The organism is Candidatus Ishikawaella capsulata Mpkobe (assembly GCF_000828515.1).
GTDB classification, from domain to species: Bacteria; Pseudomonadota; Gammaproteobacteria; order Enterobacterales; family Enterobacteriaceae; genus Ishikawella; species Ishikawella capsulata.
Genome location: NZ_AP010872.1, coordinates 49,263 through 65,222 on the forward strand (window position 1 = coordinate 49,263; position 15,960 = coordinate 65,222).

The following is a 15,960-nucleotide window of genomic DNA, read 5'->3' on the forward strand; positions in this document are numbered from 1 at the left end:
ATAACGTGAGTTATAAATGAGTTGGATTGAACGTATTTTTAATAAAAGTAATATTCGTAATAACCGTAAAACAAATATTCCATCAGGTATTTGGAAGAAATGTCATAGTTGTAATCAATTGCTTTATATTCCAGAACTTAAAAGAAATTTAGAAGTTTGCCCCAAATGCGATCATCATATGCATATAAATGCTAGAAAACGTTTGCTTTGTTTATTAGATAAAGGTTCGGAAATTGAATTAGCTAGTGATTTAGAACCCAAAGACATTTTAAATTTTCAGGATTTAAAGAAATACAAAGATCGTATAGCTTTAGCTCAAAAAAAAACAGGTGAAAAAGATGCCATAATTGTAATGAAAGGACAACTGTATACTATACCAATAGTTACAGCAGCTTTTGAGTTTACTTTTATGGGAGGATCAATGGGAGTAGTAGTAGGCACACGTTTTATACTAGCTGTAGAACGAGCATTACAAGATCAATGTCCCTTCATATGTTTTTCTTCGAGCGGAGGAGCTCGAATGCAAGAAGGAATTTTATCTTTAATGCAGATGGCAAAAACCAGTGCTATTTTAGCTAAAATGCAAAATATTTCATTACCTTACATATCTGTACTTACTAATCCTACTATGGGTGGAGTTTCTGCTAGTTTTGCTATGTTAGGCGATCTGAATATTGCAGAACCCAAGGCATTAATAGGATTTGCCGGTCCCGGCATAATTGAAAAAACCATGCATGAAAAATTACCTAAAGGTTTTCAAACTAGTGAATTCCTATTAGAAAAAGGTGCTATTGATATGATTGTGCGACGTCAAGAAATGCGTTATAAAATTGCTAATTTATTAGCAAAAATGATGAAATTACCATTACCTAAGCAGACAAATGAATAATATTACGCCTAATAATACAACTTCTTTACAAAGTTGGTTATGTTATATTGAAAATCTGCATGATAAAACAATAGAATTAGGATTGGATCGGATTTATAATATTGCTAAATATTTAAATATTTTAAAACCTGCAAATTTTATTTTTACTGTTACAGGTACTAATGGAAAAGGTACTACATGTCATACATTAGAAACTCTTTTGATATCGGCTAATTATAGAGTAGGACTTTATAGTTCTCCTCATCTTTTAAAATATACAGAACGTATACGTATTCAAGGAAAAGAACTTAATGAAAAAATGCATACTGAAAGTTTTTCTATTATTGAATCGGCACGTTCAAGAACTCCATTAACTTACTTTGAATTTAGTACATTATCTGCTTTATTTTTATTTAAACAAGCACATTTAGATATAGTAATACTTGAAGTAGGTCTTGGAGGTCGTTTAGATGCAACAAATATCATTGATTCTGATATTGCAATCATCACTAATATCGGTATTGATCATACTGATTTGCTAGGTACTACGAGAGCTAGTATTGGATATGAAAAAGCAGGTATATTTCGTTATGGTAGACCTGCTATTATTGGCGAATCAGATATACCATATACTATTGAAAAAGCTGCCAGGAAAAAAAATGTGCTTTTATTACAGTATAAGCATCAATGGTCCTTTAAAAAAAATCCCTATTATTGGTGCTTCTATGATCTAAATGGTCAATTAGATTACTTACCTTTAATTAAAATACCTTTAATCAATGCTGCTACTGCTCTAGCAGCTCTAAGAGTATCTGGACTTAAATTAGATATTCAGCTTATATATTCTTGTTTACCAACAATAACATTGCCTGGTCGGTTTCAAATAATTCAAAAACAAAAAGCTCCTGTTATTATACTTGACGTAGCTCATAATCCTCATGCTAGTGAATATCTCGCTACTCGTATTTCCAATTATTTATCAAAATATACAAGATTATTCGCCATAGTTGGTATGTTAAAGGACAAAAATATTTCTGGTACATTAGCACCATTATTATCTAAAGTTGATAAATGGTATTGTATCACATTAGATGTACCACGTGGTGCTGATGTTAATCAATTAATATCTTATTTACCCCAAGGAAGTGAGAAGTGTAGTAGTATAGAAGAAGCTTGGTCTAAAGTAAATCAGAAAGCTAAATTACAAGATATAATCTTATGTTTTGGTTCTTTTCATACTGTTGCTAAAATACTAAAATTATTAAATAGATGAATCATATAACAACGAGAGATTGTGCGATTTACTTTTGATTATATTTAATACTTAGCCTAAAATAACAACTAAAAATTATTAATTTTATATATGGAGTATATATGACATATATCGATTATGCCATTATTCTCATTATATTTATTTCTAGTATTATTAGTATAATACGTGGTTTTGTTCAAGAATCACTAAATATTATTACATGGTTTTGTGCTTTTTTCTTTTCTAGCAAATGCTATGGTTACTTATCAAATTGGTTGACATTTATTCAAGATAAAATAATTCGTAGACTTCTAGCTATCGTATCTATCTTTATCGGTGTTATAATATTGGGTAATATATTAAAATATATTATTTATTTATTAAGACCAAAAATTGTACAATCCACTATTGATAGAATCTTAGGTGGAGTATTTGGAATAGTACGCGGTATAATCATGGCAACAATTCTAATTTTATTATTAGAAATATTTACTTCATTTTCAAAAAATGTTCTTTGGCAAAAATCGATATTTATTCCTTTATTTAATCATCTTATGAAATTATTTTTTTTGAATATATTAAACAGTTAATTCATAAAATAATCTATTTATGTTACAGGTATGATAGGCAAATGCCTTATAATCATTAAATATAATTGCTCTTCAAAATAACATCATTCTCTTAAGTTTAAAGATAATATTTATTACCCCATATAAGGTCATATATGAAAAAATTAATTATCGGTATATCAGGAGCAAGTGGTGTGATTTATGGTATACGTATGTTACAAATTCTTCAAAACATAAATGAAATAGAAACACATTTGGTAATTAGTGAAGCTGCATATAAAACTTTATCACTTGAAAGTGATTACAATATTGTTGATTTACAAAATTTTGCAAATGTAACATATAATGTTAATGATATTGCTGCGAGTATTTCTTCTGGCTCTTTTAAAACAGAAGGAATGGTAATTATACCTTGTTCTATGAAAACACTTTCTGGCATTGTTCATAGTTACAGTGATTCATTATTAACACGTGCGGCAGATGTAATATTAAAAGAAAAACGTAAGCTGGTTCTTTGTATTCGTGAAACACCTCTACATATTGGTCATTTACGTATGATGACTCTAGCGGCTGAGTTAGGAGCAGTCATTATGCCTATAGTACCTGCTTTTTATCATCGACCTAAAACTATTCAAGCAATAATTGATCAAACTATCAATCGCGTACATGACCAATTCAATTTCAATCTTCCAAAAGACTTATTTAATCGCTGGGTATAGCATGTTCTAATTGTTTAGATTGAATAGCAGTTAAAGCAATAGTATAAACTATATCATCAACTAATGCACCTCTCGACAAATCATTAACCGGCTTACGCATACCTTGTAACATAGGTCCTATACATATAAGTTTTGCGGAACGTTGCACTGCTTTGTACGTAGTGTTTCCGGTATTTAAATCTGGGAAAATAATAACGGTAGCACGTCCAGCTACATTAGAATGAGGAGCTTTTGATTTTGCGACCTCTTCTACAATCGCAGCATCATATTGTAGAGGACCATCAATTATTAAATCGGGACGTCTTCTTTTAGCTATAAAAGTTGCTTCACGTACCTTATCTACATCACTACCTGTTCCAGAATTTCCGGTAGAGTAAGAAATCATGGCTACACGTGGATCAATTCCAAAAAATTTTGCTGAATCAGCGGATTGAATAGCAATTTCTGCTAATTGTTCAGGATTTGGATCTGGATTAATTGCACAGTCACCATATACCAATACTTGATCTGGTAGAAGCATAAAAAATATAGATGAAACTAAAGTACTATTAGGCGCTGTTTTTATCAATTGTAGTGAAGGACGAATAGTATTAGCTGTACTGTGTATAACTCCAGATACTAGACCATCTACTTCATCTTGTTCTAACATCATAGTTCCTAAAACTACATTGTCTTTAAGTTGCTCCTGTGCTTGTAGCTCAGTCATATTTTTATTTTTACGTAGCTGTACTAATCTAGAGATATAATTTTTTCTAATTGAATTAGGATCAATAATTTCAATATTTCTTCCGATAGTGATGCCTTTTTGATCTGCAGTATGTTTTATATTAGTCGAATTACCTATCAAAATACACTCAGCAATATTACGATTAGCACATATAGAGGCTGCTTCGATAATTCTAGGTTCATTACCTTCTGGTAGAACAATACGCTTTTTTGCTTGATAAGCTAACTGAGTTAATTGATAAAGAAATAGAGGAGGACAACAATTACTCACATCTTTAGGTGAAGAATTAAGTGATTCTATCCATGTAGCACTTATATAATCGGAAATATGCTCTTTTACTTTTTCAATTCTTTGAAAATCATCAGCCGGAACTTCTAGATTAAAATTTTGTAGATTAATAGCAGTTTGCCAGATGTTAGTATTAACCATAAATATGGGTAATCCCGTTTGTAACGCTCTATCGCATAACTTAAAAATATGTTGATTAATTTCATAACCTCCAGTTAATAAAATTGCTCCAATTTTAGTATCATTCATAGCGACTAAACAAGCGGCCAGTAAAACTTCTATGCGATCTGCTGAAGTTACCAATAAAGCACCATCTTTAAAGTGCCGTAAAATACATGGTAAACTATGAGCACATAAAATAACAGATTTTACACGACGTGTTTTAATTTCTCCTCTATTAATAATACGTGCATTGAGATAATGACATATATCAACAACACGTGTGGCAATTAAATCGAAATTCCAAGGAATAATACCTAATATTGGAAAAAAAGAATTTTTAAAAGTGTTTTTTATATCAATATCATTAATATGTATTTTGTGATTGTTACTAAAATTTGCTGATAAATAATTTTGTGTTTCTCCTAATTTATCTAAGGGAGCATTAACTTTATTAATTATTGCTCCAATAATACTTTTATTACTTTTACCACCAAAACTATTTAAGATTAACTCTAAGCGTTCTTTGAAAGATTTGATTGAATAAGTATCAAATGATGTTACAAAAATAATTTCAGCCTTTAATGCTTTTGCAATTTCATAATTAAGAATATTAAAAAAATGATATTGACGTGTTGAAGTTAATCCTTCTATTATAAGTACAGATGTTTTACTATAATTACGGTAATAAGTATTAATTATTTCTTCCATTAATAGATCTTGTTTATTATTAGCTAACAAGTACTCTACATGTGACATAACTACAGGTTTAGCCATACGAATATCAGAAATTTTACTAAGTATATTTATCGCATTATCTGGAATATTATCCATTGAATTTATTTGTTGAGCAATAGGTTGAAATAAACTAGGTTTTATACCTTTTTTTTCCATTGCTCTAATAATTCCTAGGATAACACTAGTTAATCCTACATTAAGATTAGTAGGAACTAGCATAATATTACGTGGCATAAAAACCTCTTGATTAGTTTGTTAGACGTGCTGTATCTTGAGCTATTACTAATTCTTCATTAGTTGGTATAACTAAAATTGGACGAGTACCTTTAATATTTATATACCCACTTTTGCCAAAACGAATTTCTCTATTACGATTAGAATCAATTTGAAAATTTAATAGTGATAATTTGTTTACAGACAATTCCCGAATTAAAGAGGCATTTTCTCCAATTCCACCTGTAAACACCATAGCGTCTAACCTTTCTTCCATTAAAGCACTATAAGAAGCAATATATTTTGCCAAACGGTGGCAAAATATATCCAATCCCCGTTTTACTTCTTTTTTACAAGTATAATGTTTTTCTAAATATTTGCAATCGCTAGTGATTTCTGTAATACCTAATAAACCTGAATATTTAGTAAGTAATTTATTAATTTTAGTTATACTCATACCTAATTGTTCATAAAGAAAAAAAACTATAGCGGGATCTATATCACCACTACGTGTTCCCATGACTAACCCTTCTAATGGAGTTAATCCCATAGAAGTGTCTACACATACACCATTACGAATAGCAGTAATTGAACAACCGTTACCTAAATGGCATGTAATAGCATTTAGATCATGAAGAGATTTTCCTAATATTCTGGCAGCTTCTCTAGAAACATAATAATGGCTAATACCATGTGCTCCGTACCGACGTATTCCATTTTGTTTATATAGTTTATATGGAATAGCATATAAAAAAGAAGATTCAGGCATAGTTTGATGAAAAGATGTATCAAATACAGCTACATTTTTATTAGCAAAATCAGGTAAATATTGAATTACATAATTAATAGCTATCAGATGGGCTGGATTATGTAGTGGTGCAAAAATAGAAGCATTTTTTATTTTTTGAACAACATCTTCATTAATTAAAACAGAGTGAGTTAATTGACTGCCACCATGTACAATTCTATGTCCAATTGCTGTAATGTCTTGCAATAAATTAGTTTTTTTAATAATATTATTAATAATAATATCAAGTAATTCTTGATGACTAATTCCTAATTTTAATTTATCTTTATGTGTATTTTGATTAAAATTCCATTGTAGACATGCATTTGATAAAAAAAAATTTTCTGCTGATCCAAATAGAGGTTTATCGCCATTGATGGGATTAACGATAGCAAATTTTAATGAAGAACTACCGCTATTTAGAACGAGTACTAATTTATCTGACATAAGAAATACCTTTTTTTGCTTCAAAAAAGTATATAATACATCATAATATGATTAAAAATCAATTAAATGTAAGTTATTTAATAATTATACTTAATAGTATAGTAAAAAGGCATACATAAATATTATTGCGTATATATGAAATTTATTTTTATAAATAAATATATTGTATAGCACAATATATTCTTCTCTAAGAGATTAGAAATAAGGATAATATTTATCTTTGAGGTATATTACTACTAACCATGTGATAAACTACAGGTAAATATTTATTTATGTATCATCTTTGATATATTTAATTTATATGAATAATTTAAAATATTGAGATTTTAATATCTGCTAGATTAATTTAGAGTTTATTATCTAAGGAATTAGGTTTATAAAATGAATACATACTTATAGTACATGAGTATGTTATATATTTTTCAATCAATTTTTACTTCAAAAAATTATTCTTAATAATTTAAGAGATAATATTAATTAACTGGTTTTTTATTGCTTAAATAATTATCATATGGATATATAATATATAATGTCATAAAAATTAATATTTAATCATGAGCAAATATCAATGTTTATATATAATATAATTAATATTAGTCCAGGCTTATGGCCATTTATAGTATTTATTGCTATTGCTATAACAATATGTTCACTTATGTTAATAAGTGGCCTGTTATTAGGTGGACAATCTTATTCAAGATATAAACAACTACCATTTGAATCTGGTATAAATTCTGTAGGTACTACACATATACGTTTCTCTGTAAAATTTTATTTAATTGCGATGGTTTTTGTAATTTTTGATGCTGAAGCACTTTTTTTATATGCATGGGCAACTTCTGTACGTGAATGTGGCTGGTATGGCTTCATAGAAGCATTAATTTTTATATTAGTAATTATAATTAGTTTATTTTATTTAGTAAAAATTGGAGCTTTCAATTGGTCTGCTAAAAAAAATAAAAGTTTAATAAGGATAGATCAATGAAGTATACCCTTACACATATAAAGAAACATATTACTAAGAAAGATCACTATCCGTTGCAAAGAAAAAAAAAAGTAAATGATCCATTAGAACCATATATCAAGAATAATATTTTTTTAGGTAAACTAAAAAAAGTTTTACATAACATAGTAAATTGGGGGCGTAAAAACTCTCTTTGGCCCTATAATTTTGGACTTTCCTGCTGTTATGTGGAAATGACAACGGCTTTTACTGCTGTACATGATGTAGCTCGTTTTGGTTCTGAAGTATTAAGAGCATCACCACGTCAAGCTGATTTTATGGTAATTGCGGGAACTCCTTTTATTAAAATGGCTCCGGTCATACAGCGATTATATGATCAAATGTTAGAACCAAAATGGGTTATTTCTATGGGATCATGTGCTAATTCAGGAGGAATGTATGATATTTATTCCGTAGTACAAGGAGTAGATAAATTTCTGCCAGTAGATATATACATACCTGGATGCCCTCCTCGTCCAGAAGCTTATATACAAGCATTAATGTTACTACAAAAATCTATAGCTGAAGAAAGACGTCCATTATCATGGATTATTGGTGATCAAGGTATTTATCGTGCCAATCTGGAAGCAGAACGTAATAGAAAGAAAACCACACGTAGTGCTATGACTAATTTACGTGATCCTGATCAGATTTAATCTAATACTGATTATGAAATCTATCATTCAAATATATGTAATGTTAATATTCATTATATAAAAAACATTACTTTGATAAATGGCAATTTTAATTGTGCAAAAAGTTACTAATACAAATACAACATTTCAAACTCAGAATCATGCAGAAGATCCTGTAATTGAAGAATTATTCAGTTATTTTGATGTAGATATTTTCAGTATTCAAGCCAGTCGTACTGGATTTCCAATAATTTGGGTAAAACGAAAAAAAATATTAGAAGTTATACAATTTCTACGTAACTTAAAAAAACCTTATGTTATGCTTTATGATTTACATGGTATAGATGAACGTTTACGTAGTAATCGAGAGGGATTACCCCAGGCAGATTTCTCAGTTTTTTATCATCTATTATCTATTGAACGTAATAAAGATATTATGATTAAGGTAGGACTTTTAGAAAAAGATTTACATGTTCCTACATTAACCGAAATTTATCCTAACTCTAATTGGTATGAACGCGAAACTTGGGAAATGTTTGGTATTGTTTTTGATGGTCATAAGCATCTTACCCGTCTTATAATGCCATTAACTTGGCAAGGTCATCCGCTACGTAAAGATTATCCAGCGCGTGCTACGGAATTTGATCCATTTTTTTTAAGCCAGCAAAAAGAAGATGCTGAAATGGAAGAATTGACTTTTAAACCGGAAAATTGGGGCATGCAATCTCATGCACGTAATCACGATTTTATGTTTCTTAACTTGGGTCCTAACCATCCTTCTGCACATGGAGCTTTTCGTATTATTTTGCAACTAGAAGGTGAAGAAATTATAGATTGTGTTCCAGATATTGGATACCACCATCGTGGTGCTGAGAAAATGGCAGAACGTCAATCTTGGCATAGTTATATTCCTTATACAGACCGTATAGAATATCTGGGAGGTTGTGTTAATGAAATGCCTTATATACTAGCTGTAGAGAAATTAGCTGGTATTATTGTACCAGATAGAGTTAAAGTTATTCGTATAATGCTTTCTGAATTGTTTCGCATTAATAGTCATTTACTTTATATTTCTACATTTATTCAAGATGTTGGTGCAATGACTCCGGTATTTTTAGCTTTTACAGATCGTCAAAAAGTTTATGATGTCGTAGAAGCAATTACTGGCTTTAGAATGCATCCAGCTTGGTTTCGTATTGGAGGTGTAGCACATGATTTACCTAGAGGATGGGATATATTATTACAGAATTTCCTTAAATGGATGCCTAAAAGATTACAAGAATATGATAAAGTAGCTCTACGTAACAGCATTTTAATAGCGCGTTCTAAAGGAGTAGCTAGTTATAATTTAACAGAAGCATTATCTTGGGGTACCACAGGTGCAGGATTACGTGCAACTGGTGTTGATTTTGATATACGTAAATGGCGTCCTTATTCAGGTTATGAATATTTTAATTTTGAGATACCAGTAGGTAATGGTGTTAGCGATGCGTATACCCGCGTGATATTAAAAATGGAAGAAATCTGGCAATCTTTAAATATTTTAGATCAATGTTTAAAGAATATGCCTGCAGGTCCATTCAAAGCTGATCATCCACTAACAACACCACCAACGAAAGAAAGAATGTTAAAGCATATAGATACACTTATTCCACACTTTTTACATATGTCTTGGGGACCAATAATACCAGCAAATGAATCATTTCAAATGATTGAAGCTACTAAGGGAATTAATAGTTACTATTTAATTAGTGATGGTAATACTATGAGTTATCGTACTAGAGTACGTACACCTAGTTTTGCACATTTACAACAAATTCCCTCTGTAATTCGAGGGAGTCTAGTATCAGATTTAATAGTATACTTAGGCAGTATAGATTTTGTTATGTCAGACGTGGATCGCTAATTATGTCAAACAACAAAAATGATCTTTCTAATATCACGTTACAAAAAGTTTTTATTCTTAGTTCAGAAGAGTATGCTGCTATACAACGCGAAAAAAATCATTATGAAGATAGCCGTGCTGCATCTATAGAAGCATTAAAAATTGTTCAAAAAAAACATGGATGGGTATCAGATGATGCTATTGATAAAATAGCAGAAGTTTTAGAAATACCTGGTCGAGATATAGAAGAAATAGCTACATTCTATAATCTAATTTTTAGAAAACCAGTGGGAAAAAATATTATTAGATACTGCGATAGCATCGTATGCTATATAAATGGATATAAAAAAATTCAAGCTACTCTAGAAAAAGAATTGCAGATAAAAACTGGACAAACAACAGCAGATGAAAGATTTACTCTACTACCTACCTGTTGTTTGGGAAATTGTGACAAAGGTCCCACTATGATGATAAATGAAGATACTCATATCTATTTAAGACCAGATATGATTATTACTATACTGGAACAGTATAAATGATCTCACTTAAAAATATGGTACGTACAGCTGAAACACATCCTTTAACATGGCGTTTACGCTATGATAAGGAACCTGTTTGGTTCGATGAATATCGTAAAAAAAACGGTTATTTTGGAGCGGAAAAAGCTTTAAAAGAGATGACACCTGAGGAAGTAGTGAATGTAGTTAAAGATTCCGGTTTAAAGGGACGTGGAGGCGCTGGTTTTTCTACAGGTTTGAAATGGAGTCTCATGCCAAAAGATGATTCAATAAAAATGCGTTATCTAATTTGTAATGCAGATGAAATGGAACCAGGAACTTATAAAGATCGTCTTTTAATGGAAGAACTTCCACATCAGTTGTTAGAAGGAATGTTGATAGCTGCATTTGCATTGAAATCTCACCGTGGGTATATATTTCTTCGTGGAGAATATATTGCATCATTTAAAAATCTCACTAAAGCCATTAATGAAGCAACTCAAAAAGGTTTTTTAGGAAAAAATATTTTTGGTACGGGATTTAATTTTGAATTATTTATTCATACTGGTGCGGGACGATATATATGTGGAGAAGAAACTGCTCTTATAAATTCTCTAGAAGGTGGTCGCGCTAATCCTCGATTTAAACCTCCTTTTCCAGCTTTTATCGGAGCTTGGGGAAAACCAACTTGTGTAAATAATGTAGAAACAATTTCTAATTTACCTGCTATCTTAACAAATGGTGTAGAATGGTATAAGGGTCTGTCAAAAAGTGATGATACTGGTACAAAAATGATGGGATTTTCCGGTAGGGTTAAAAATCCTGGTTTATGGGAATTACCATTTGGTATTACTGCCAGAGAAATTTTAGAAGATTATGCCGGAGGTATGAAAGATGGATTACAAATTAAGGCGTGGCAACCTGGGGGAGCAAGTACAGATTTTTTAATTGAAAAACATCTAGATTTACCAATGGACTTTTCTAATATAAAACAAGCTGGAAGTCGTCTGGGAACAGCTATTGCATTAGCTGTAGATAATAAAATTAATATGGTATCCGTTGTCCTAAATTTAGAAATATTTTTCGCTAGGGAATCTTGTGGATGGTGTACTCCATGTCGTGAAGGACTCCCATGGACAGTAAAAATATTAGAGTCATTAGAAAAAAAACAAGGGCGACTAGGAGATGTTGAATTACTACAAAAAATTTGTTATCAACTGGGGCCAGGAAAAACTTTTTGTGCACATGCTCCAGGCGCCATGGAGCCACTACAAAGTGCTCTTAAGTATTTTCGTGAGGAGTTTGATGCTGGTATCATAATATAGCATATTGATGGAGAATACTTGTATTTAGGCTTAGGCATAATCTAATGTCTAGAAATTTTAATATTATGCTATATGCTAATAATAGCAGTTTGTACTAAGTTTAGTATGTGTGAGCTTAATGGGAAAATAAAACTAAGTATATTAGAAAGTTCTATGGAAAAATATTCAATATGGCTACTATTCATATAGACAATAAAGAATACGAAGTTAAAGAAACAAATAATTTGCTGCAAGCATGTCTTTCTTTGGGGTTGGATATACCCTATTTTTGCTGGCATCCAGCTTTAGGAAGTATAGGAGCTTGTAGACAATGTGTCGTTAAACAATACAAGGATGCTACTGATACTAAAGGACAATTAATTGTATCATGTATGAGTAGTGCTTGTAATGGTACTTTTATTTCTATTAATGATGAAGAAGCAAAAGAATTTCGCAAAAGCATCATTGAATTATTAATGATAAATCATCCTCATGATTGTCCAGTCTGTGAAGAAGGTGGCAATTGTCATTTACAAGATATGACCATAATGAATGGTCATTATACACGTAAGTATCGTTTTACTAAACGTACTCATAATAATCAAAATTTGGGTCCTTTCATTTCTCATGAGATGAATCGCTGTATTACTTGTTATCGTTGTGTTAGATACTATAAAAATTATTGTGGTGGAACAGACCTGGGAGTTTATGGATGTCACGATAATATTTATTTTGGACGCTATAAAGAAGGTACATTAGAAAATGAATTCTCTGGTAACTTAGTAGAAATTTGTCCAACTGGTGTCTTTACTGATAAAACTTATTCGGAACATTATACACGTAAGTGGGATCTGCAATTTGCACCTAGTATATGTCAACACTGCAGTATAGGTTGTAATATTAGTCCCGGAGAAAGATATGGCAAAATATGTCGCATAGAGAATCGTTATAATGGTAGTGTAAACCATTATTTTCTTTGTGATCTTGGTCGATTTGGTTATGGTTATGTTAATCTTCAAGAACGTCCTCGTTATCCTATGCAGTTACGAAATAGCAAATTGGTAAAATTACATGTTGATCAAGCTATTAATGCTGCAGCAGATATAATACGTCATAGTAAAAAAGTAATCGGCATAGGATCATCACGTGCGAGTATCGAAAGTAATTTTGCTTTACGTGAATTAGTGGGGTTAGAGAATTTTTCTACTGGAATTCCACATAAAGAGCAGATATGTTTAAATTTAGTTTTGCATATTTTAAGTGAAGGCGGAATATATACACCATCTTTGCGCGAAATAGAAACTTACGATACTATATTAGTGTTAGGTGAAGATATCACACAAGTTGGTGCCCGCGTTGCCCTAGCTGTACGTCAAGCCATAAATAATAACATACTTAATAAGCAGTTACCCATTTGGCATGATATAGCTATTAAAAATATGAGACAAAATTCTAAAAATTTATTGTTTACTACTAATGTAGATAAAACTCAATTGGATGATATTGCGGAATGGAGTTATTATGCTCCAATAGAAGATCAAGCCCGTTTAGGATTTGCTATTGCTCATAAATTAAATAAAAAATCTCCTAATATTAATGATATAGATGATTTTTTGCAAAAAAAAATAGATATAATTGTACAAGCCTTAATGATAGCTAAAAAACCGCTTATTATTTCAGGAACTAATTCTGGCAGTTTAGCTTTAATTGGAGCCGCTGCAAATATAGTAAAAGCATTGAAAATACATAATAAAAATGTTGGCATTACTTTTTTATTATCTCAAGTGAATAGTATGGGACTATCGCTCATAGGTGGTAAATCCCTTGACAAAGCTTTGGATCAGCTAATACAAGGTGACGCTGATACTGTAATAATATTAGAAAACGATCTATATAGGCATGCCCCAAAACTACAAGTTGACAAGGTTCTTTCTAAAACTAACAATGTTATTGTAATTGACCATCAGCAAACAGCAACTTTACAAAAAGCTGGATTAATTTTTTCTGCTGCTAGTTTTGCCGAAAGTGACGGTAGTGCTATTAATCATGAAGGACGTATTCAACGTTTTTTTCAAGTTTATAATCCGAATTACTATGATAAAAAAGTAGTTATGCTAGAAAGCTGGCGTTGGTTACATGCATTAAACAGTATGATAAAAAATTCACATATAACTTGGACCAAGTTAGACCATGTAATTGATGCAATAGCAATATCTTTGCCTAAGTTAAAAGCTATAAAAACAGCTGCTCCAGATGCGAATTTTCGTTTTGGTGGTCAAAAAATAGCTCGTTTGACACATCGTTCTAGTGGACGCACCGCTGTAATCTCAAATATAAGCGTACATGAACCACGACAACCAATAGATAATGATACTATGTTTATTTTCTCTATGGAGGGAAATAATCAACCTATTGCACCTCATTCACAAATTCCATTTGCTTGGTTCCCGGGATGGAACTCTCCTCAAGCTTGGAATAAATTTCAAAACGAAGTAGGTGGTACATTACTTTACGGAGACCCTGGTATACGCTTATTTGAAGCTAGTAACCAACAGATAAAGTGGTTTAATCAAATTCCTGCGGCATTTAAGTTAGGTTCAAGGTGGCGTATTGTACCTTATTATAAGTTATTTGGTAGTGAAGAAATGTCACAGAAATCACCTGTATTTCAGAAAAGAATGTCCGTTCCGAAATTAGTAATGAATCCTTATGATGCAGCCAAAATAGGAATAGATACTGAAAAAATAATAGAATTCAGTTATGTTGGACAGAAATTTCAGTTCCCTTTATCACTTTCTAGTAATTTGAATAAAGGACAAATAGGACTTCCTCTGGGAATGCCAGGAATCCCATGTTTCCTTTTAGGAGCTTATATTGATAAATTACAGGAGGTAACTCAATGCACTGGTTAACATCAGAAGTTACCAGCAGCATTGTTAAAGCAATTATAATTGTATTATCAGTAATTGTTTGTAGTGCTCTAATGAGTGTAGTTGAGCGCAGATTACTTGCTTTATTTCAGAACCGTTATGGTCCCAATCGCGTTGGTTGGGGAGGGTGTTTGCAAATAATAGCAGATATGATTAAAATGCTATTTAAAGAAGATTGGAATCCACGTTTTTCCGATAGATTTATTTTTAATTTGGCGCCAGTTATTGCTTTTTTATCATTGCTACTAGTATTCGCTATTATCCCCATATCTCCTAATTGGATAGTAATAAATTTAAATATAGGAATACTTTTTTTCTTAATGATGGCAGGTTTATCCGTTTATGCTGTGTTATTTGCAGGTTGGTCAAGTAATAATAAGTATTCATTATTAGGAGCTGTACGAGCGTCTGCTCAAACTTTAAGTTACGAAGTTTTTTTAGGTTTATCTGTTATGGGAGTAGTAGTCCTATCAGGATCCTATAATATACAAGACATAGTAAACTCTCAAAAGCATATATGGTATATTATACCACAATTTTTTGGTTTTTTAACCTTTTTTATAGCTGGATTAGCTGTATGTCATCGTCATCCATTTGATCAACCAGAATCAGAACAAGAATTAGCTGATGGTTATCATATTGAATATTCTGGGATGAAATTTAGTCTCTTTTTCTTAGGAGAATATATTTCAATTACTACAATTTCCGCATTAATAGTAACCCTATTTTTAGGTGCTTGGCATGGACCAATATTATATCCTTTTATTTGGTTTGCTATTAAAATAGCATTTTGTATAATAATGTTTATTTTAATTCGCGCTTCTTTACCGCGTCCACGATATGATCAAGTAATGCAATTTGGCTGGACATTCTGCTTACCATTAACTCTGTTAAATTTAGTAATAACGGCAGCAATCATTCTATATAACTCATAGTAGA

General features: G+C 31.2%; 12 protein-coding genes and 1 pseudogene. 11 read left to right on the forward strand and 2 right to left on the reverse strand.

Annotated features, from left to right (window positions below; genetic code table 11):
• Positions 1-16: 16 nt before the first annotated feature.
• From accD to ICMP_RS00220, 4 genes are all read left to right on the forward strand, one after another.
• Complete coding sequence (gene accD / locus ICMP_RS00205) at positions 17-889, forward strand: acetyl-CoA carboxylase, carboxyltransferase subunit beta (protein WP_052456790.1); 873 nt, start codon at positions 17-19, stop codon at positions 887-889.
• Positions 882-2,141, forward strand: coding sequence for a bifunctional tetrahydrofolate synthase/dihydrofolate synthase (gene folC / locus ICMP_RS00210; RefSeq protein ID WP_041068618.1), 1,260 nt, complete (start codon positions 882-884; stop codon positions 2,139-2,141). Before accD ends, folC begins: the two co-directional genes overlap by 8 nt.
• A 101-nt stretch (positions 2,142-2,242) precedes the next feature.
• Positions 2,243-2,710, forward strand: a complete 468-nt coding sequence (locus tag ICMP_RS00215) for a CvpA family protein (protein ID WP_041068621.1) — start codon at positions 2,243-2,245, stop codon at positions 2,708-2,710.
• Between the two features lie 134 nt (positions 2,711-2,844).
• Positions 2,845-3,408, forward strand: coding sequence for a UbiX family flavin prenyltransferase (locus ICMP_RS00220; RefSeq protein WP_041068624.1), 564 nt, complete (start codon positions 2,845-2,847; stop codon positions 3,406-3,408).
• Here the strand turns inward: ICMP_RS00220 and pta are convergent.
• Positions 3,392-5,554 carry a phosphate acetyltransferase gene (gene pta, locus ICMP_RS00225; RefSeq protein WP_041068627.1) on the reverse strand — a complete coding sequence of 721 codons (2,163 nt, stop codon included), beginning with the start codon at positions 5,552-5,554 and terminating at the stop codon, positions 3,392-3,394. The genes ICMP_RS00220 and pta overlap by 17 nt on opposite strands.
• Positions 5,555-5,567: 13 nt before the next feature.
• Positions 5,568-6,767, reverse strand: coding sequence for an acetate kinase (locus tag ICMP_RS00230; RefSeq protein ID WP_041068630.1), 1,200 nt, complete (start codon positions 6,765-6,767; stop codon positions 5,568-5,570).
• A 568-nt stretch (positions 6,768-7,335) separates the two neighbouring features.
• On the opposite strand from ICMP_RS00230, the gene ndhC reads away from it, so the two are divergent.
• The 7 genes and pseudogenes from ndhC to nuoH all read left to right on the forward strand — a co-directional run bounded on the left by ndhC (position 7,336) and on the right by nuoH (position 15,956).
• Entirely contained in the window at positions 7,336-7,752 is a 417-nt protein-coding gene (ndhC, locus tag ICMP_RS00235; protein ID WP_052456791.1) for an NADH-quinone oxidoreductase subunit A, read from the forward strand.
• On the forward strand, positions 7,749-8,426 hold the full coding sequence (locus ICMP_RS00240; protein WP_041068633.1) for a NuoB/complex I 20 kDa subunit family protein: 678 nt from the start codon (positions 7,749-7,751) through the stop codon (positions 8,424-8,426). The genes ndhC and ICMP_RS00240 overlap by 4 nt, the downstream gene beginning before the upstream one ends.
• Positions 8,427-8,505: 79 nt before the next feature.
• A complete protein-coding gene (gene nuoC / locus ICMP_RS00245) occupies positions 8,506-10,311 on the forward strand; it encodes an NADH-quinone oxidoreductase subunit C/D (protein ID WP_041068636.1) in 1,806 nt (601 codons plus the stop codon).
• Positions 10,312-10,313: 2 nt separating this feature from the next.
• Entirely contained in the window at positions 10,314-10,829 is a 516-nt protein-coding gene (nuoE, locus tag ICMP_RS00250) for an NADH-quinone oxidoreductase subunit NuoE (protein WP_041068639.1), read from the forward strand.
• A pseudogene (gene nuoF / locus ICMP_RS00255) lies at positions 10,826-12,103 on the forward strand (NADH-quinone oxidoreductase subunit NuoF); the annotation flags it as partial. The gene nuoE and the pseudogene nuoF, both read left to right, overlap by 4 nt.
• A 179-nt stretch (positions 12,104-12,282) precedes the next feature.
• A complete protein-coding gene (gene nuoG / locus ICMP_RS00260) occupies positions 12,283-15,003 on the forward strand; it encodes an NADH-quinone oxidoreductase subunit NuoG (RefSeq protein ID WP_041068642.1) in 2,721 nt (906 codons plus the stop codon).
• Positions 14,991-15,956, forward strand: a complete 966-nt coding sequence (gene nuoH / locus ICMP_RS00265; protein WP_041068644.1) for an NADH-quinone oxidoreductase subunit NuoH — start codon at positions 14,991-14,993, stop codon at positions 15,954-15,956. The genes nuoG and nuoH overlap by 13 nt, the downstream gene beginning before the upstream one ends.
• The last annotated feature ends 4 nt before the right edge of the window (positions 15,957-15,960 follow it).

What these genes read in the sequence shown, in the direction of transcription:
- accD (WP_052456790.1), top strand. Translation starts at nt 17, where the DNA reads ATGAGTTGGATTGAACGTATTTTTAATAAAAGTAATATTCGTAATAAC.
- folC (WP_041068618.1), top strand. Translation starts at nt 882, where the DNA reads ATGAATAATATTACGCCTAATAATACAACTTCTTTACAAAGTTGGTTA.
- ICMP_RS00215 (WP_041068621.1), top strand. Translation starts at nt 2,243, where the DNA reads ATGACATATATCGATTATGCCATTATTCTCATTATATTTATTTCTAGT.
- ICMP_RS00220 (WP_041068624.1), top strand. Translation starts at nt 2,845, where the DNA reads ATGAAAAAATTAATTATCGGTATATCAGGAGCAAGTGGTGTGATTTAT.
- pta (WP_041068627.1), bottom strand. Translation starts at nt 5,554, where the DNA reads ATGCCACGTAATATTATGCTAGTTCCTACTAATCTTAATGTAGGATTA.
- ICMP_RS00230 (WP_041068630.1), bottom strand. Translation starts at nt 6,767, where the DNA reads ATGTCAGATAAATTAGTACTCGTTCTAAATAGCGGTAGTTCTTCATTA.
- ndhC (WP_052456791.1), top strand. Translation starts at nt 7,336, where the DNA reads ATGTTTATATATAATATAATTAATATTAGTCCAGGCTTATGGCCATTT.
- ICMP_RS00240 (WP_041068633.1), top strand. Translation starts at nt 7,749, where the DNA reads ATGAAGTATACCCTTACACATATAAAGAAACATATTACTAAGAAAGAT.
- nuoC (WP_041068636.1), top strand. Translation starts at nt 8,506, where the DNA reads ATGGCAATTTTAATTGTGCAAAAAGTTACTAATACAAATACAACATTT.
- nuoE (WP_041068639.1), top strand. Translation starts at nt 10,314, where the DNA reads ATGTCAAACAACAAAAATGATCTTTCTAATATCACGTTACAAAAAGTT.
- nuoG (WP_041068642.1), top strand. Translation starts at nt 12,283, where the DNA reads ATGGCTACTATTCATATAGACAATAAAGAATACGAAGTTAAAGAAACA.
- nuoH (WP_041068644.1), top strand. Translation starts at nt 14,991, where the DNA reads ATGCACTGGTTAACATCAGAAGTTACCAGCAGCATTGTTAAAGCAATT.